This window comes from Litorivivens sp. (assembly GCF_041624475.1).
GTDB lineage: Bacteria > Pseudomonadota > Gammaproteobacteria > Pseudomonadales > Spongiibacteraceae > Litorivivens.
On record NZ_JBFJUX010000015.1, the window covers coordinates 17,341 to 33,656 of the forward strand.

Genomic DNA, 16,316 nt, shown 5'->3' on the forward strand with positions numbered 1-16,316 from the left:
GGAGAGGGTTGGGGTGAGGGGGTATTTGGACAAGGCCTTGTGCATGAATGCGAGTGCAATCTGCACCCGCTCGCATCGTCTTCTTATTCCGCGTAACGTAAGCTCACCTATTTATTCTCCCGGAGATAATCATGCTAAAACTCTATGGTTTTGCGGTCAGCGACTATTTCAATATGGTCAAGCACGCCCTGTTGGAAAAAGGCGTAGCCTTTGAGGAAATCACCGTCTTCCCCGATCAAACACCGGAGTATCTGGCCAAAAGCCCGATGGGCAAGGTGCCCTGTATTGAGACCGAGCAGGGCTTCCTTTGCGAAACCACGGTCATTCTTGATTACCTCGAAGCCGCCTACCCGGAAAAACCGCTGCTGCCGGCTGATATCTGGCAGCAGGCCAAGGTGCGTGAGTTGGTTAAAGTTTCGGAGCTCTATATCGAGCTGGCGGCCCGCCGATTGTTGCCTGCATTGCTGGCCGGTGCGCCAGTGGCTGACAGTGTTCAGGCCGAAGTGCGTGAGGTGCTGGAAAAGGGTTTGCGGGCGGTCAATGCGCTGGCCAGTTTCTCGCCCTTTGTGTGCGGCGAGCAGCAGACCCTGGCCGACATTGTGCTGCGCTATTCGCTGGGCGTTGCCAAACTGGCGGCGGGCTCGGTGTTGAAGTGGGACCTGCTTGAAGGCAACTCCGAACTCAAGGCCTGGGACGAGCGCATGGCGCAAAACCCGATCTGCCAGCAGCTCGACGCGGATATGCAGGCACAGTTTGACGCCTTCCTGAAAAAAGTTAATGCGAAATAATCGGCGCCGTCAGGCTCAGCACGACGGATTCGGTGCCCGGATTGCGCTTGCCGAATCCGCCGTTCGAGAGGTGGTACAGAGCGACGCCAATGCGATAGCGGTTGTCGAACTGGTAGGCCACCTCAAGGCCACTGCGAAACTCCAGTTCCAGCCCCAGATTTAATTCGTCGCGCTCTTCAAAATAGCCGGCATCAAAACTGCCGGTGAGCAGCCAGTGTTCGCCAAGAGAAAAATCCCGTCGCAGCCCGAGGAAAACATAGCTGGCGTCATTTTCGGCGCTGAGCACGCCAGCAGCCGGGCGAATGGCGTACTGTGTCAGCGGTTTCCAGCGGTACTCCATGCCGTAGCGCAGGGTTTCACTGAAGCGATTGAAGATCCCGACAAAGCCGGCGTTTACCGACAGATAGGAGTCGTTCAGCAGAGGGGCGGCTACTGGCCTTGGTACTCTCTTGCGCTGCTTGAGATACTGCAGCCGCGTCGGGCGCTGGGCAAGAACAATGGGTGTTTGTCTACAGGGCTGGGCCCGCGTGCGGTGATCCAGCTCGCAGTCTGCGACTGCCAGCGTCGGTGCACAAAACGCCAGTACAACAAGATAAAGATCACGCAGCTTCAGCCGCGTAAAAGCAGGACGGAGCATGGCAACAGTCTTATAGGTTTTTAACGTATTGTTGCGATACGCAGCAAAGGGCGCAAGTGGATCTCAGTGGGAATGCTGCCAAAGCTGATAGCGGGTTTGTCCGGCGACCTTGTCGCGATGCAGGCGTAAACCCTCGGGCATCGGTAACTGGCGGTCGCGGGCGCTTTCAAGATAGAGCCAGCTGCCGTCGGCGAGCAGCGATCGCTCCAGCAGGAGTTTCAGCGTGGGTTCGTACAGGTCGCTGTCAAAAGGCGGGTCGATAAACACAATGTCAAAAGGCTCAACGCTGCGCGACAGCCACTCCAACGCCGAGGCTTGAGTCACAGTGCCTGCCTGGGCTTTCAACAGGCTGAGGTTACTCTGCAGGGCGGTGGTCACTTCCCGCTGGGGGTCGAGGAACTGGCAGTGCGCCGCGCCGCGGGACAGGGCTTCGAGTCCCAGGGCCCCACTGCCGGCAAAGGCATCCAGGCAACGGGCGCCGGCGATGTAGGGTGCCAGCCAGTTAAACAGCGTTTCGCGCACCCGATCGCCGGTTGGGCGCAGCCCATCGGTTATCGGAAAATGAAGTTTGCGGCCGCGCCAGTCGCCGCCGATGATGCGGATACTGCCTTCGGTTGGGGGTTTGCTTCGCGACTGCCTGCGCATCAGCGCTGAATCCTTTTTCCTGAGTTGATAAACTGCCGGGCTTGCTGTCTCGTACAGCCAAACACAGCCATCGTATTGTGAAGGGTAAATAACCTATGGGCCAGTTCTTCCTCGCCGCGTCGGCGATCAGTGGTTTTCTCGCCGTGGCACTGGGAGCCTTTGGCGCCCACGCCTTAAAGCAGCGGCTGAGTGCCGATATGCTGGCCGTATATGAAACGGCTGTGCAGTATCACTTTTATCACACACTGGCCCTGCTGGCGGTGGCGGTGCTGATGGTGGGCGGCGCACAGGGTTTGAAGCTCAGTGCGGTGTTGTTTCTGGTGGGCACGGTAATTTTCAGCGGCAGCCTTTACGCGCTGGCGCTCAGTGGCGTGAAAGTACTGGGCGCGGTAACGCCCATTGGCGGGTTGTGTCTGCTGGCGGGCTGGGCCTGTCTGGCCTATGCCGCGATCAAGGGGCTGTCATGATAGAAGGTGATGTGAAGAAAGAAAGCCGACCGCTGCGGCGTATTCGCAGTTTTGTGCTCCGCACCGGGCGCATGACCAAGGGTCAGGAATTGGCCTATGAGCGCTATTGGCCAGAGGCGGGTTTGCAGGTCGCCGACGGCATGATTGATCCCGAGGCCGTATTCGGGCGCAGCGCGCCGCTGGTTTTTGAGATTGGTTTTGGTATGGGCCAGTCTCTGCTGGAGATGGCGCAGCGTGAAAGCGAAAAGAACTTTATCGGTGTTGAAGTGCATCGCCCAGGCGTCGGTCGCCTGCTGATGGGCATGGGCGAAGCCGGGCTGGGCAATGTGCGGGTCTATTGCGACGATGCGGTGGAAGTCTTGCAGCAGTGTATTCCCGACGGGTCGCTAAACCGGGTGCAGATCTATTTCCCCGACCCCTGGCACAAGAAAAAACACCACAAGCGCCGCCTAGTTCAGCCGGAGTTTGTAGCGCAATTGCGCCAGAAACTGGCTCCCGGCGGCATCCTGCATCTGGCCACGGATTGGGAAAACTATGCCGAGCATATGCTGGAGGTTATGGAGGCCGCACCGGGCTATCGCAATCTATGCGGTGATAGCGGCTCAGGTGGCTTTGCGCCCCGACCGGAGTGGCGCCCGCTGACCAAGTTTGAGCAGCGCGGCCAGCGCTTGGGGCACGGCGTCTGGGACTTGCTGTACGAAGCGGTGTAGCCTTTGCTCATTGGCTCATAAAACATGGGCGCATCATAAAAATAGAACGAGGAGATAGGTATGAAAGTTTTGAGAACGCCTGACGAACGCTTTGAAAACCTGCCGGGCTATGACTTCGCACCCCACTACCTGCATGTTCCCGATGGTGAAGGCGGCGAACTGCGAATGCACTACCTCGACGAGGGCCCGGAAGGTGCTGACCCGGTGCTGCTGATGCACGGTGAGCCCAGCTGGTCTTACCTCTACCGCAAAATGATCCCCCCGCTGGTGCGAGCCGGGCATCGCGTTATCGCACTGGATCTGATCGGCTTTGGCCGCTCCGACAAGCCCACTGAGCGCAGCGATTACAGTTATGCCCGTCACGTGGCGTGGGTTGAATCCGCGTTCGACCAGCTCAATTTGAAGAATGTGACGCTGGTGTGCCAGGACTGGGGTGGTTTGATTGGGTTACGCCTGTTGGCCAGCCGGCCGGATTGTTTTGCACGGGCAGTGGCCGCCAATACCATGCTGCCTACTGGCGAGCACGAGCCGGGCGAAGCATTCCTGGCTTGGCAAAAATTCTCGCAGGAAGTGCCCGAGTTTCCCGTTGGCAAAATCATCGCCGGGGCGGTGACCTGCGAGCTGGCACCGGAGGTAATTGCGGCCTACGACGCGCCCTTTCCCGATGAGTCGTTCAAGGCCGGCGCGCGTCAGTTTCCGGTGCTGGTGCCAACCTCACGTGATGACCCGGCCAGCGCCGACAACATAGCGGCCTGGGACGTGCTCAAGCAATGGGACAAGCCCTTTCTGACGGCTTTCAGTGATTCCGACCCGGTGACCGGCGGCGGTGAGAAAGTGTTTCAGAAACTGGTACCGGGAACCCAAGGGCAACCCCATACCACCATTAAAAATGGCGGTCACTTTCTGCAGGAAGATCAGGGTGAGGCGCTGGCGCAAGTGGTTAACGACTTTATTGCGCTGCGTTAACGGCGAGACCTCAACCGAACAGGTTTTTCAGGCTCGCCAGGGTTTCGTTGCCGCGTTTGAGGTTGGCTTCAGGTGAGGCTTCGCCGCGACCTTCCCATTCAAGATCTTCCTGAGGCAGCTCGCTGAGGAAGCGGCTGGGGTCGCAGCTTTGCATCTCGCCAAAGGATTTACGCTTGGCGCAGTAGGTCAGGGTGAGATTGCGCTTGGCGCGGGTAATGCCCACGTAACAGAGGCGTCGCTCTTCATCGATGGTGTCGGCATCCAGACTGTTCTGGTGTGGCAGGATGCCCTCTTCCATGCCGATAATGTAAACGTAGGGGTACTCGAGCCCCTTTGAGGCATGCAGGGTCATCAGCTGCACCTGGTCGGCACTTTCCTGCTCGTCTTCCTGCCGCTCCAGCATATCGCGCAAAACCAGCTTGGTAATGGCGCCTTCGATGTCGGTGTCTTCGTCTTTATCCAGACTCTTTTTCAGCGAGTCCACAAGCACAAACACATTGCTCATGCGTTTTTCCGCCACGGCGGGCGATGAGCTATTCTGCATCAACCAGTCGAGGTAATCGATGTCGCGCAGCAACTGGCGGATGGTCTCAATCGGGTCTTCTTCGTAGCAGCGGCGGCGCAGCATATCCAGCCACTGGGTAAATTCGCGCAGGCGCTGCACGCCGGCGGCGGGCAAATGTGATTCCAGCCCGATCTCTTCGCAGGCGCTGTACATGGGCACGCCGCGTTCGGTGGAATAGCGCCCCAGCGCTTCCAGCGTACTGGTGCCGATCTTGCGGCGCGGCACATTCACAATGCGCAGAAACGCATTGTCGTCGTCCGGGTTGATCAGCAGCCGCAGGTAAGCCATCACGTCTTTGATTTCATTGCGCGCAAAAAACGAGGTGCCGCCGCTGAGCTTGTAGGGCACCTGATGGGCCTGCAGTTTCAGTTCCAGCAGGCGGGCCTGATGGTTGCCACGATAGAGCACGGCGTAGTCACCAAAGCGGGTAGCGCTGCGCAGCTTGTGGTCAAGAATTTCGGTGACCACGCGTTCGCACTCGGCATCTTCGTTAGGGCATTTGATGACACGGATCGGATCGCCGTAGCCCAGCTCACTCCACAGGGCCTTGTCGAACAGGTGGGGGTTGTTGGCGATTACCGTATTGGCCGCTTTGAGAATGCGGGCGGTGGAGCGGTAGTTCTGCTCGAGCTTGACGATTTTCAGGTGAGGGTAATCTTCCTGCAGCTGGCCGAGGTTTTCCGGCCGCGCACCGCGCCAGGCGTAAATCGACTGATCGTCGTCACCCACCACCGTCAGTGCCGCGCGCATGCCTACGAGCCGTTTGACCAGTTCGTACTGGGCGCCATTGGTGTCCTGGTATTCGTCCACCAGCATGTAGCGCACTTTCTGCTGCCACTTTTCCAGCACCTCGGGGAAGTCGCGCAGCAGCTTTACCGGCAGCAGAATCAGGTCATCGAAATCCAGAGCGTTGTAGGCTTTCAGTGCCTGCTGGTAGCGCAGATAGGCTTGCGAGCAGAGGATGTCGGCCGGGCCCTGCGCGGCGGCGATGGCCTGCTCTGGTTCGATCAAGTCGTTTTTCCAGTCGGAAATGGTGCGCTGGATATGATCAACCTGATCACCGTCGCTGCCGTGCTGTTGAATCAACAGATCTTTGAGCAGAGCCTGACAATCCTGCTGGTCAAAAATCGAAAAGCCGGATTTGTAGCCGAGGGTTTTGTACTCGCTGCGCAGAATGTTCAGCCCGAGGGTGTGGAAGGTGGAGATGTTCAATCCCTTGCCGGCCCCGCCCGGCAGCAGGCTGGTGATGCGCTCCCGCATTTCCCGTGCCGCCTTGTTGGTAAAGGTCACGGCGGTGATGTACTTGGCGTCAATTCCGCATTTTTCGACCAGATAGGCAATCTTGCGGGTAATCACGCTGGTCTTGCCGCTGCCGGCACCGGCCAGTACGAGCAGGGGGCCGTCGATGTAGAGTACGGCTTCGCGTTGACGGGGATTGAGTTGGCTCATGGGATAACTTCGAAGGCCCTTTGCGAGTTGGCTTGCCCTCACCCTAACCCTCTCCCAGAGGGAGAGGGGACTTACTGATCAAATTCAGTGTTCTCCCACGAGCAGAAGACACTCATCGGAGCAGTTCGGTGCGCACCCTCTCCCTTTGGGAGAGGGGCGGGGTGAGGGGCACACGCGTATAAATAAAGTTCGCAATTGTAGCAGCTGCCTCTCACCGCTGTCGCCGCTTGAAATCCGAGCCGCTTTCAGGTGGGCATTTGACGGTAAGTCAGGGCTTCGCTGAGGTGTTTCAGCGCGATGCTGTCGCTGTGATCCAGGTCCGCGATGGTGCGCGCCACCTTGATCACCCTGTGCTGCGCGCGGGGCGACAGACCGAGCTTTGCCTCGGCCTTGAGTAGCAGTTCGCTGCAGGCCGAATTCAGTGCGCAGGTTGTGCGCAGTGCCGAGACCGTTAGTTGTGCGTTACAGCAACCCGCGCGGGCGAGCTGCCGTTCTCGTGCGGCCAGCACCCGGTCGCGAATGGCGGCAGAGGACTCGCCGGTTGCTGCCTGTTGCAGGCTGCCGGGCGGCAGGCGCGGGACGTGGACAAACAGATCGATGCGGTCCAGCAGGGGGCCGGATATCCGGCTGCGATAGCGCTGCACTTGATCCGGTGTGCAGCGGCATTCGTGCAGGGGGTCTTTGTGATAGCCGCAGGGGCAGGGGTTCATCGCTGCAATCAGCTGGAAGCGGGCGGGGTAGCGCACTTTCAGGTTGGCTCGGGCGATGGTGATCTCGCCGGCCTCCAGCGGTTCGCGCAACACATCCAGCACCTTGCGCGGATACTCCGGCAATTCGTCGAGAAACAGCACACCGCCGTGGGCCAGTGAGACTTCGCCGGGCCGCGCCTGATTGCCGCCACCGACCAGGGACACGGCGGAGGCCGTGTGGTGGGGGTTGCGAAAGGGGCGCTGTTGGCGATAGCTGAAGTGGTCCCCCGAAACCGAGTAAATGGAACTGGTTTCCAGCAGCTCATCGCGGCTGAGCGTTGGCAGGATTGAGGGCAGGCGCGAGGCCATCAAGGTTTTGCCGGTTCCGGGCGGTCCGCTGAACAGCAGGTTATGGCTGCCACTGGCGGCGATCTCCAGCGCCCGCCGGGCGCTGTGCTGCCCGACAATATCACCAAAGTCGGGCGCTGCAGTTTCGTTTTCAGCCTGCGGGCGGCGCAAGTCTGTTGCGATGCGCTGCTGCCCCTGCAGCGTCGCCACGGTGTCGCCCAGTGATTGCACGGGAATCAGGGTGTCGGGGGCAAAATCAAAAATCTCAGCGGCGTTGTCTGTGGGCAGCACCAATTGCCGACCGGCCTTTTCGCACTGAATGGCGGCGGGCAGGCTGGCATCGATGCGCCTCAGTTCGCTCGTCAGGCCGAGCTCGCCGACAAACTCCCAGGGGCTGAGATCCTTGCAGCGCAGCTGGCCGCTGGCGGCGAGAATGCCGACCGCAATCGCCAGATCAAAGCGGCTGCCCTCTTTGGGTATGTCGGCGGGGGCGAGGTTGACCGTCATGCGGCGGTTGGGAAACTCGAACCCCGCGTTGAGCAGGGCAGAGCGCACCCGCTCGCGACTCTCGCGCACAGAGGCTTCGGGCAGGCCCACAATACTGAAAGCGGGTAGTCCGTTCGACAGGTGAACTTCTATGGTGATCAGCGGGGCGTCGATGCCGATACGGGCGCGACTGTATACGAGTGCAAAGTGCATGCGTCCATCCTTGGAGTGCGTACTTTATGAGCTGTGTGTGTTCCGTCGTAAAAAGGGTAAGCGCTTAGTTTTGTTCAGGCTCGCCGCCGTCGACCAACGCCTGCAGCTCGGCAAATTGCTGTTCCAGCTGCTGCAGTTTTTCACGGGTTCGCATTAAAACAGCGGCCTGGGCGTCAAATTCGTCGCGGGTTACCAGATCCATCCGCGACAGCGCACCCTGCACCAGCACCCGCAGTTTGGCTTCGACATCCTGCGGCGCCTCGCCGGCGAGGCGGCTGGCCTGTTGCACCAGTTGTTCGATCATTTCCAGTCGGGACATGGGCTTCCTGCGCTGTAGTTCTTGGATAAGTTTCTGGATGAGTTGCTGCCTGTTCTCGCTGCGCAGTTTAGCGTACATTGAGCGCCAATGTAGAGAGCGGAAATTGGGCGTGTCTGTGTTCGAAACAATAGCGAATAAGTGTGGGAAGGTTGGCCGGAGTGTCATTATCGGCCTTGCCGCAAGTATGGTGATGGCGCCGGCTGTGGCGCAGGAAAAAACACTGGCCCCGGGTGAAACCTGGCGCATTACAGCGGCCGAGGCGGACATCTCTCTGCAGCGGTTGGTGCTGGGCGACGGCGCGCGAATTGAGTTTGCCGATGAGGTGACGGATTGGCGCCTGAATGCCCGCCATGTCAGTGTTGGTGAGAATGTCGTGATCGATGGTCGCGGCCGGGCCGGCTCGTCCGGACGTGCAGGATCCTCCTACGAAGAGCCCGCTGAAACCTGCAAGGACGGCGCAGCGGGCGGTGCGGGAACGGCCGGCGGCGCCGGCGGTGAGGGTGTGGATCTGTCTCTGAACCTGGGCATTGCCCGGATTGGTTCACTCACGGTGCTGACCGATGGCGGCGCTGGCGGGGCCGGCGGCCCGGGTGGTAAAGGGCAGCACGGCGGCGATATCAGCAAGTGCCGCGGCGGCGCCGGTGGCAAAGGCGGCGCGGGCGGACCCGGCGGTCCGGGCGGCGCAGCCGGTGATTTGACGCTGGTTTACCGTCCTCTGGGTTCATTGGAAACCGCGGCGGTATTGCGAGCCATGGACTTATCCGCCGCTGGCGGTGAGGGCGGTCCGGGCGGTGAGGGTGGTCCCGGTGGCGGTGCTGTTGAAGGCCGCTATATGAGGGGCGGCGTTGCCGGCAATAAGAAGTGGCTGGCCGGTGGCGACGCCGGTGCGCAAGGTTTGCCGGGCGCGGCGGGGGAAGCCGGGCCATCCAAAAACCCGATAATCCAGCAGGCGGGGCAGGGCAAGGGTTTGCGCGCGCAGCCGGTTGGCGATACAGTAGATCGAGCGTCGCGTATTGAGCAGCTTGAACAACGTATCGACGAGCTGGAGCGGCGGCTGCGGGCACTTGAAAAGAAGGCCCGGCAATAGCCACGCGCTCTGACAGTTTGTAACGCACGAGCAGGCGCATATAACAAGAACAGGAGCCGCCGCCTAAAAACGGACCACAGACTTTCTTACTTGCTTGCACCACCATGGTGCCGACAACTGGCCGGGTGCGACATTTCCGGCCAGCACCGATAGCAGCCATTGAGCTGTCGTAGCCCTCTCTCCCTCAAAAAAGCCTAAAACCTCCTTATATTTCATAGTGTTAATGCGGTTTGTTAACTCAATCTCTGGATTTATCTTGCCTTTTGTTCTAACTTGGTGCGTCAGGGGAAAAATGCACCTAAATTGGCCATGCTGTTCGTGGGCATATTTCCCCTGAAACGGCAGGATTTTCGATATGTTATTGAAAATCAATAAAAAATTCTGAGTTGGCACGAGCTGTGCTTTATCGGGTCACAACAGAAGCTGCCGTTGTGCTAGCACACTAAAAAACCAAAACGTGGAGAAAGACACATGAAGAAAGTAAAAACTGTACTGGCAACAAGCGCTGCTGCAGCAGCGATTGCTCTGGGGTCCACTCCTGCAATGGCGGAGCTGGAAGCCAGCGCAGCCGTATCCAACATTTACCTGTTCCGCGGTGTGGACCAGGGTAGTGGTTCCGGCGCCGTTTCTGGTGACCTGGTATACAGCCACGACTCAGGCCTCTACGGTGGAATCTGGGCGTCCAGTGCTGCTGGATTCAAAAACGGTGGCGAAATCGACACTTTTGCCGGCTGGAGTGGAAGCTTTGGTGACCTGGGCGTAGACATCGGTGTTCTGGATTACTACTACCCGGGTGCCAATGGTGCAGCTGATGACTGGGGCAAAGGCCTGACTGAAGCTTACCTGGGTCTTAGCTTTGCTGGCGTAGAGTTCTACTACTACGACCAGATCAGCGGTAAATCTACTGCGCTCGACGACAATACCTATATGTCTCTGAGCTACGGCATGGACAAGTTCTCTGCTGTACTGGGTATGGCTGACTTCGAAGAAGCTCAAGGCCAGACTTTTGACAATGACTACATGCACCTTGATCTGTCCTATGCCTTTAACGACAACCTGTCATTCACCCTGACTAAAGTTGTTGATAAAGACGACGAGCTGACCATGGAAGATGACGTTCAGGTAGTTGTTTCATACAGCATTCCCCTGATGTAAGACAGACCCCGGCCGGCATACCGCCGGCCGGATTTAACCCACCAGTTTCGAACCGGGTGTGCGTGGGTTGCCATGCACCGAGTAGAGGAGATTTGTCTCATGAAACTGATCACAGCCATTATCAAACCCTTCAAACTTGATGATGTGCGCGAGGCGCTTTCAGACATCGGTGTGCAAGGCATCACTGTCACCGAAGTGAAAGGCTTTGGCCGTCAGAAAGGTCATACCGAGTTGTACCGCGGCGCAGAGTATGTTGTTGATTTTCTGCCCAAGGTAAAGCTTGAAGTCGCTGTCGCGGACGGATCTGTTGAGCAGACCCTGGAAGCCATCAGCAAGTCAGCCAATACCGGCAAAATCGGTGACGGCAAGATTTTTGTCTCAGCGCTGGAACAGGTTATCCGTATTCGTACGGGTGAAACCGGCGAAGAGGCAATTTAAAAAGGGGCAAGCTCATTGCCGGTTTATAACCCGAAAGGGTGTTGCCGGAAATGGATTCAGTTTTTGGCGGAAAGCTGAAACCCTCAACAAGCCTGCGAGGTTTATTTAATCATGGAAAATCAAATATTTGAACTGCAGTATGCACTCGACACCTTTTATTTTCTGGTGTGCGGTGCGCTGGTAATGTGGATGGCGGCTGGTTTCGCCATGCTCGAAGCCGGTCTGGTGCGCTCCAAGAACACCACCGAAATTCTTACCAAAAACGTGGCCCTGTTTGCCGTGGCCTGCACCATGTACATGATCTGTGGCTACAGCATTATGTACGGCGGCGGTGAGCTGACATTGTTCCTCGACGGTATCGTCGGTGACGGCGTAGCCGGTGCTGAAGAGCCTGCGACCTATGCTCCCTCCTCAGACTTCTACTTCCAGGTAGTGTTTGTTGCTACTGCGATGTCGATTGTCTCGGGTGCGGTTGCCGAGCGCATGAAGCTGTGGGCCTTCCTGGCTTTCGCCGTTGTCATGACCGGCTTCATCTATCCGATGGAAGGTGCCTGGACCTGGGGCGGCATGCCGGTATTCGGTATGTACACGCTGGGCGACCTGGGCTTCTCTGACTTCGCGGGTTCCGGCATCGTTCACATGGCAGGTGCTGCTGCGGCACTGGCTGGTGTATTGCTGCTGGGCGCTCGTAAAGGCAAATACGGCAAAAACGGTCAGATCAATGCGATCCCCGGTGCCAACCTGCCGCTGGCTACTCTGGGTACCTTTATCCTGTGGCTGGGCTGGTTTGGTTTTAACGGTGGTTCGGTTCTGGCAACGGCCAGCGTTGAAAGCGCCAACTCGGTTGCGGTCGTGTTCATGAACACCAACGCGGCGGCGGCCGGTGGTCTGATTGCTGCGCTGATTGTTGCTCGCATTATGTTCGGCAAGGCTGACCTGACCATGGCACTGAACGGCGCCCTGGCTGGTCTGGTGGCGATCACTGCTGAGCCGTCAACGCCGACTGCACTGCAAGCGACTCTGTTTGGCGGTCTGGGTGGTTTGCTGGTGGTGTTCTCCATCGTCGCGCTGGACAAGCTGAAAATCGACGATCCTGTCGGTGCGATCTCTGTCCACGGTGTGGTGGGTCTGCTGGGTCTGTTGCTGGTGCCGATCACCAACGACGGTTCAAGCTTCTCTGGCCAGATCATTGGTGCGCTGACCATCTTCGGTTGGGTCTTTGTGGCCAGCCTGATTACCTGGGCGATCCTGAAAGCTGTTATCGGCATCCGTGTCTCGGAAGAAGAAGAGTACGAAGGCGTGGATCTGTCCGAGTGCGGCATGGAAGCCTACCCCGAATTCACCCAGCAATAAGTCTCCCCCTGCTGGTGAATGCCAAGGCGCCTTCGGGCGCCTTTTTTCGTTTGTCGTTTGCGCCAGAAACACGGCGTCAGACACAGAAATTTACACCCCGGCATACGCCGTCTTGTCTCCCAGCCATCGCTGAATCAATGCGTCGCGCAAGGTCTTGTTAGCTACAACGTCGTCGGCTACCTGCTTGACGTCGTCGAGCAAGTCACTGTCGCGTTGCAGGTCGGCTATCCGGAATTGCATTAATCCGGTTTGACGAGTACCCAGTACTTCGCCGGGGCCGCGCAGCATCAAGTCTTTTTCCGCAATAACAAAGCCGTCGGTGGACTCGCGCAATGCGCGCAGGCGTTCCCGGCCATTGCGCGACAGCGGCGCCTGATAGAGCAGGGCGCAGTGACTCTCAATGGCGCCGCGCCCGACCCGGCCGCGCAGCTGATGCAGTTGCGAGAGGCCAAGGCGCTCGGCATTTTCGATGACCATCAGGCTGGCATTGGGCACGTCGACGCCCACTTCAATCACGGTGGTGGCCACCAGCAGCTGGGTTTGCCCGGCCTTGAAGGCGGTCATGATGTCGGCTTTTTCCTGGGGTTTCTGGCGACCGTGCACCAGTGCCACCTGTAATTGCGGCAGGGCGGTTTTCAATTCTTCGAAGGCCGCCTCTGCGGCCTGTGCCTGCAGGGCTTCGGATTCTTCAATCAGGGTGCAAACCCAATACACCTGCTGACCACTGGCGCAGACGTGGGCGATGCGTTCAATGATCTGGGCGCGTCTGGCATTATCGATGACCACGGTGTTAACCGGTGTTCGCCCCGGCGGCAGTTCATCGATAATTGAAGTGTCGAGATCGGCGTAGGCGGTCATTGCCAGGGTGCGGGGAATGGGGGTGGCGGTCATCACCAGCTGGTGGGGGTGACCGTCTTCCGGTCGGGCTTTCTGGGTAAGCGCCAATCGCTGGTGCACACCGAAGCGGTGTTGTTCATCGATGATGGCAAGCCCCAGTCGCTGGTAGGCAACTTCGTCCTGAAACAGGGCGTGGGTGCCGATTACCAGCTGAGCCTCGCCCCTGGCGACGGCGGTCAGTGACTGCTGTCGCGCCTTGCCTTTGAGTTTGCCGACCAGCCAGCCAACACTCAGGCCAAGCGGTTCCAGCCACTGCTTAAAATTGAGGTAGTGCTGCTCGGCCAGTATTTCGGTGGGGGCCATCAACGCGACCTGAAAGCCTTGCTCTATGGCCTGCAGTGCGGACATGGCCGCCACTACAGTTTTGCCGCTGCCGACATCGCCTTGCACCAGCCGCAGCATGGGCCGGCCGAGCATCAGATCGGCGGCAATTTCATTGCAGACCCGCTGCTGGGCGCGGGTTAACTGAAAACCGAGCTGTTTTTGAAAGGCCGGCTGCAATTGTTGGCTGGCGGGCAACGCTACCGCGCCGCGGGCCTGGGCTTGCTGGCGGGTTTTGAGCATGGCGAGGTTGTGGGCCAGCAGTTCTTCAAAGGCCAGTCGCCGTTGGGCTGGATGCAGCCCCTCACTTATCAGTGACAGGCGGGCTTTGGCTGGTGGCTGGTGCAGATAGCGGAGGGCATCGCTCAAGGGAAAGCGCGCCAGCTCATGCTGGCTAATCAGCTCGGTAACAGGGTGCTTATCCAACAGGCCCAGCGCTTGCTGGCAGAGTTTGCGCCACACGTTTTGACCAATACCCTCAGTGGAGGGGTAGACCGGCGTCAGGCGTTGATCCAGCGTCGCCGTGTGCTGCTCGTCCAGCAGCTGATATTCCGGATGGTAGAGTTCGAGCCCGGCGCCGCCGCGCCGCGGTTCGCCGTAGCAGCGAATGCGGGTACCGGCGGTGAGTTGTTTTTTTTGGGCGGCCGAAAAATGAAAGAAGCGCAGGGTAATCAGGCCGGTGCCGTCCTGCACTTTGCAGATCAGACTGCGGCGCTTGCCGAAGGCGATATCGGCGACTTTTACTTCGCCCTCAATAACCGCATCAACGCCGAGCTGCAGCGCGCCGATGGGTGTAACGCGGGTGCGGTCCTGATAACGCAATGGCAGGTGAAACAGCAGATCCTGGGCGCTGAAAACACCGTATTTATGGAGTTTTTCACGCAGCCGGGGGCCAACTCCCTTGAGCTGGTCGATGCTGATGGCCTGCAGGTCCGTCACGCAGGGGCTCCTTCTGCTGTGTTCCTGTGTGGTAAGCACTACACTCGTGGTCTGCGCTCACGTATTGTAACGGGCTTTGGGAGTGGGGCCAGACAGAACATGGAAAAAACGCTGTTGTTGATCGGATGCGGGCAATTGGGTTCGGCCCTGGGCGAGCATTTTCTCAAGCGGGGTTGGCGCGTAGTCGGTGCGCGTCGCAATGTTGCCCGCCTGCCCGATGGCTTTGAGCCGCTGGCGCTGGATTTCCGCGATGGCGATTCGCTGAAGCCCTTACGTGAGATTCAAGCGGACTACGTGGTGGTGACCTTGACCCCGGGGGAGCGCAGCGCCGAGGCCTACAAGGCCGTTTTTGAGCATGGTCTGACCGATGTACTGCAGAACCTGAACAGGGATCGCTTGCAGCGCCTGTTATTTACCTCCAGTACCAGTGTCTACCACCAAAATGACGGGTCAGTGGTGGATGAAAGCAGCCCTGTTGCGCCCGAGTCATTCAGTGGCCGCTCAGTGCTGGCGGCGGAGCAGTTGTTGAAAAAAAGTACTTTGCCGACGACGGCTATCCGCTTTGGCGGTATCTACGGTGGTGCGTCGCTGCGGCTGGCCGAGCGGGTGCGGGCGGGGCAGTGTGCGCCGCGATCGCGGGTGCATTTCAGCAACCGCATCCACCGCGACGATTGTGTGGGTGTGTTGCGGCATTTGATTGAGCGGCACGAATCCGGCGCGGCGTTGAGTGAGTGTTATCTGGCCGTTGATGATGATCCTGCACCGATTGCCGATGTCCATAAGTGGTTGGCGGCGCAATTGGGTGTGCCCTATGAGTGCGACCCTGACTATCGCCACATGGCGGGCAGCAAGCGCGGTGATAACCGGCGGCTGCGGGAAAGCGGGTTTGAGTTTCGCTACCCGGATTACCACTCGGGCTATGCGGCGGTGTTGGCGTCAGCTAAAACTCAGCGTTAGCGCTTGAGCCGCATAATCCCTTCCTGCGCGGTGCTCGCGACCAGCCGTCCCTGCTGGTCAAAAATCTGGCCGCGCACAAACCCCCGGCCGTTCGATGCACTGGGGCTGTCGATGGCATAGAGCAACCAGTCGTTGAAATCGAAGGGGCGATGGAACCAGATGCTGTGATCGATGGTCGCCATGCGCATATTCTCAGTAAAGAACGAAACTTCGTGGGGCTGGGTTGCGGCCGCGAGAAAGAGAAAATCCGACGCGTAGGCCAGCGTGTACTGGTGGGCATTGGCGTCTGCGGGCAGGGTACCGTTGGCACGCATCCACAGGTGCCACTTGGGCGGCAGTTTGGTGGGGCGCAGCAGATTCTGTTTTTCCACCAGGCGAAAATCGATGGCCCGCAGGGCCGAAAACTTCGGCAGCCAGTCTTCGGGGCTGCGCCGGATATTGTCTTCAATAATCGCAAGGCCGCTTTCCACGGTCTCGGGCCCAGGCATGTCCGGCATGTCGGCTTCATGCTCAAAGCCCGCCAGTGGAATCTGAAAAGAGCAGGTCATAAAACAGATGGGCTGCCCCTTCTGCATGGCCTTCACTCGCCGGTTGGAAATGGTGCCGGCATCCAAAGTGTTTTCCACTTCGAAAATAATCGGCAGGGACGAGTCGCCCGGGCGCAGAAAATAAGAGTGCAAGGAGTGAATTTCGCGATCGGCGGCCACCTGCTGCTTGGCGGCAGACAGCGCCTGACCGATAACCTGGCCGCCGTAGACCCGGCCCCAGTCGGTGACTTCACTCTGACCCCGATAGAGATTTTCATCCAGTTTTTCAAGTTTCAGGATATCGACGAGCTGGTTCAGGGCCTTGGAATTCATGCGGGCGTTCCTTGCGGTTTTCTTTGT

The 16,316-nt window shown here is 58.8% G+C and carries 16 protein-coding genes; 9 read left to right on the forward strand and 7 right to left on the reverse strand.

All coding sequences use genetic code 11. From position 1 onward, the window contains the following. Window positions 1-131: 131 nt before the first annotated feature. Complete coding sequence (locus ABY734_RS14000) at window positions 132-788, forward strand: glutathione S-transferase family protein (RefSeq protein WP_372779922.1); 657 nt, start codon at window positions 132-134, stop codon at window positions 786-788. Here ABY734_RS14000 and ABY734_RS14005 read toward each other — a convergent pair. Both ABY734_RS14005 and rsmD read right to left on the reverse strand, forming a co-directional pair. After that, complete coding sequence (locus ABY734_RS14005; protein ID WP_372779923.1) at window positions 775-1,425, reverse strand: acyloxyacyl hydrolase; 651 nt, start codon at window positions 1,423-1,425, stop codon at window positions 775-777. The genes ABY734_RS14000 and ABY734_RS14005 overlap by 14 nt on opposite strands. 63 nt (window positions 1,426-1,488) lie before the next feature. Further along, complete coding sequence (rsmD, locus tag ABY734_RS14010; protein ID WP_372779924.1) at window positions 1,489-2,070, reverse strand: 16S rRNA (guanine(966)-N(2))-methyltransferase RsmD; 582 nt, start codon at window positions 2,068-2,070, stop codon at window positions 1,489-1,491. Window positions 2,071-2,165: 95 nt separating this feature from the next. Here rsmD and ABY734_RS14015 point away from each other — a divergent pair, with 95 nt between their 5' ends. Genes ABY734_RS14015 through ABY734_RS14025 form a run of 3 tightly spaced genes read left to right on the forward strand, consistent with a single transcriptional unit; the run spans window position 2,166 to window position 4,213 of the window. Further along, window positions 2,166-2,537, forward strand: a complete 372-nt coding sequence (locus tag ABY734_RS14015; RefSeq protein WP_372779925.1) for a DUF423 domain-containing protein — start codon at window positions 2,166-2,168, stop codon at window positions 2,535-2,537. Beyond that, window positions 2,534-3,247: a tRNA (guanosine(46)-N7)-methyltransferase TrmB gene (gene trmB / locus ABY734_RS14020; RefSeq protein WP_372779926.1), complete on the forward strand. Its 714-nt coding sequence runs from the start codon at window positions 2,534-2,536 to the stop codon at window positions 3,245-3,247. Before ABY734_RS14015 ends, trmB begins: the two co-directional genes overlap by 4 nt. Before the next feature lie 60 nt (window positions 3,248-3,307). After that, the gene (locus ABY734_RS14025) at window positions 3,308-4,213 is read left to right on the forward strand and encodes a haloalkane dehalogenase (RefSeq protein WP_372779927.1); all 906 of its coding nucleotides are present in this window, start codon (window positions 3,308-3,310) and stop codon (window positions 4,211-4,213) included. A 10-nt stretch (window positions 4,214-4,223) separates the two neighbouring features. Here ABY734_RS14025 and rep read toward each other — a convergent pair whose 3' ends face one another. From rep to ABY734_RS14040, 3 genes are all read right to left on the reverse strand, one after another. Then, on the reverse strand, window positions 4,224-6,227 hold the full coding sequence (gene rep, locus ABY734_RS14030; protein ID WP_372779928.1) for a DNA helicase Rep: 2,004 nt from the start codon (window positions 6,225-6,227) through the stop codon (window positions 4,224-4,226). 245 nt (window positions 6,228-6,472) lie between these two features. Continuing rightward, complete coding sequence (locus ABY734_RS14035; protein ID WP_372779929.1) at window positions 6,473-7,963, reverse strand: YifB family Mg chelatase-like AAA ATPase; 1,491 nt, start codon at window positions 7,961-7,963, stop codon at window positions 6,473-6,475. 64 nt (window positions 7,964-8,027) lie between these two features. After that, on the reverse strand, window positions 8,028-8,282 hold the full coding sequence (locus tag ABY734_RS14040; protein ID WP_372779931.1) for an accessory factor UbiK family protein: 255 nt from the start codon (window positions 8,280-8,282) through the stop codon (window positions 8,028-8,030). Between the two features lie 109 nt (window positions 8,283-8,391). Between ABY734_RS14040 and ABY734_RS14045 the strand changes: the two genes are divergently transcribed. From ABY734_RS14045 to ABY734_RS14060, 4 genes are all read left to right on the forward strand, one after another. Next, window positions 8,392-9,369 carry a hypothetical protein gene (locus ABY734_RS14045; protein WP_372779932.1) on the forward strand — a complete coding sequence of 326 codons (978 nt, stop codon included), beginning with the start codon at window positions 8,392-8,394 and terminating at the stop codon, window positions 9,367-9,369. 471 nt (window positions 9,370-9,840) lie between these two features. Further along, complete coding sequence (locus tag ABY734_RS14050; protein ID WP_372779933.1) at window positions 9,841-10,524, forward strand: TorF family putative porin; 684 nt, start codon at window positions 9,841-9,843, stop codon at window positions 10,522-10,524. A gap of 99 nt (window positions 10,525-10,623) precedes the next feature. Next, window positions 10,624-10,962, forward strand: a complete 339-nt coding sequence (gene glnK, locus ABY734_RS14055) for a P-II family nitrogen regulator (protein WP_183411596.1) — start codon at window positions 10,624-10,626, stop codon at window positions 10,960-10,962. Window positions 10,963-11,073: 111 nt separating this feature from the next. Then, window positions 11,074-12,315 carry an ammonium transporter gene (locus tag ABY734_RS14060; RefSeq protein WP_372779934.1) on the forward strand — a complete coding sequence of 414 codons (1,242 nt, stop codon included), beginning with the start codon at window positions 11,074-11,076 and terminating at the stop codon, window positions 12,313-12,315. Window positions 12,316-12,405: 90 nt separating this feature from the next. Here the strand turns inward: ABY734_RS14060 and recG are convergent, their stop codons facing one another. Next, window positions 12,406-14,511, reverse strand: a complete 2,106-nt coding sequence (recG, locus tag ABY734_RS14065; protein ID WP_372779935.1) for an ATP-dependent DNA helicase RecG — start codon at window positions 14,509-14,511, stop codon at window positions 12,406-12,408. Window positions 14,512-14,571: 60 nt separating this feature from the next. Here recG and ABY734_RS14070 point away from each other — a divergent pair, with 60 nt between their 5' ends. After that, window positions 14,572-15,429, forward strand: coding sequence for an NAD-dependent epimerase/dehydratase family protein (locus ABY734_RS14070; RefSeq protein ID WP_372779936.1), 858 nt, complete (start codon window positions 14,572-14,574; stop codon window positions 15,427-15,429). Here ABY734_RS14070 and ABY734_RS14075 read toward each other — a convergent pair. Then, window positions 15,426-16,289, reverse strand: coding sequence for an acyl-CoA thioesterase domain-containing protein (locus ABY734_RS14075; RefSeq protein WP_372779937.1), 864 nt, complete (start codon window positions 16,287-16,289; stop codon window positions 15,426-15,428). The two genes, ABY734_RS14070 and ABY734_RS14075, sit on opposite strands and share 4 nt — an antisense overlap. Between the last annotated feature and the right edge of the window lie 27 nt (window positions 16,290-16,316).

Coding starts and splice junctions, on each gene's coding strand:
- rep (WP_372779928.1), bottom strand. CDS start 6,227: ATGAGCCAACTCAATCCCCGTCAACGCGAAGCCGTACTCTACATCGAC.
- ABY734_RS14075 (WP_372779937.1), bottom strand. CDS start 16,289: ATGAATTCCAAGGCCCTGAACCAGCTCGTCGATATCCTGAAACTTGAA.
- glnK (WP_183411596.1), top strand. CDS start 10,624: ATGAAACTGATCACAGCCATTATCAAACCCTTCAAACTTGATGATGTG.
- trmB (WP_372779926.1), top strand. CDS start 2,534: ATGATAGAAGGTGATGTGAAGAAAGAAAGCCGACCGCTGCGGCGTATT.
- ABY734_RS14060 (WP_372779934.1), top strand. CDS start 11,074: ATGGAAAATCAAATATTTGAACTGCAGTATGCACTCGACACCTTTTAT.
- ABY734_RS14015 (WP_372779925.1), top strand. CDS start 2,166: ATGGGCCAGTTCTTCCTCGCCGCGTCGGCGATCAGTGGTTTTCTCGCC.
- ABY734_RS14000 (WP_372779922.1), top strand. CDS start 132: ATGCTAAAACTCTATGGTTTTGCGGTCAGCGACTATTTCAATATGGTC.
- rsmD (WP_372779924.1), bottom strand. CDS start 2,070: ATGCGCAGGCAGTCGCGAAGCAAACCCCCAACCGAAGGCAGTATCCGC.
- ABY734_RS14005 (WP_372779923.1), bottom strand. CDS start 1,425: ATGCTCCGTCCTGCTTTTACGCGGCTGAAGCTGCGTGATCTTTATCTT.
- ABY734_RS14035 (WP_372779929.1), bottom strand. CDS start 7,963: ATGCACTTTGCACTCGTATACAGTCGCGCCCGTATCGGCATCGACGCC.
- ABY734_RS14050 (WP_372779933.1), top strand. CDS start 9,841: ATGAAGAAAGTAAAAACTGTACTGGCAACAAGCGCTGCTGCAGCAGCG.
- ABY734_RS14070 (WP_372779936.1), top strand. CDS start 14,572: ATGGAAAAAACGCTGTTGTTGATCGGATGCGGGCAATTGGGTTCGGCC.
- ABY734_RS14040 (WP_372779931.1), bottom strand. CDS start 8,282: ATGTCCCGACTGGAAATGATCGAACAACTGGTGCAACAGGCCAGCCGC.
- ABY734_RS14025 (WP_372779927.1), top strand. CDS start 3,308: ATGAAAGTTTTGAGAACGCCTGACGAACGCTTTGAAAACCTGCCGGGC.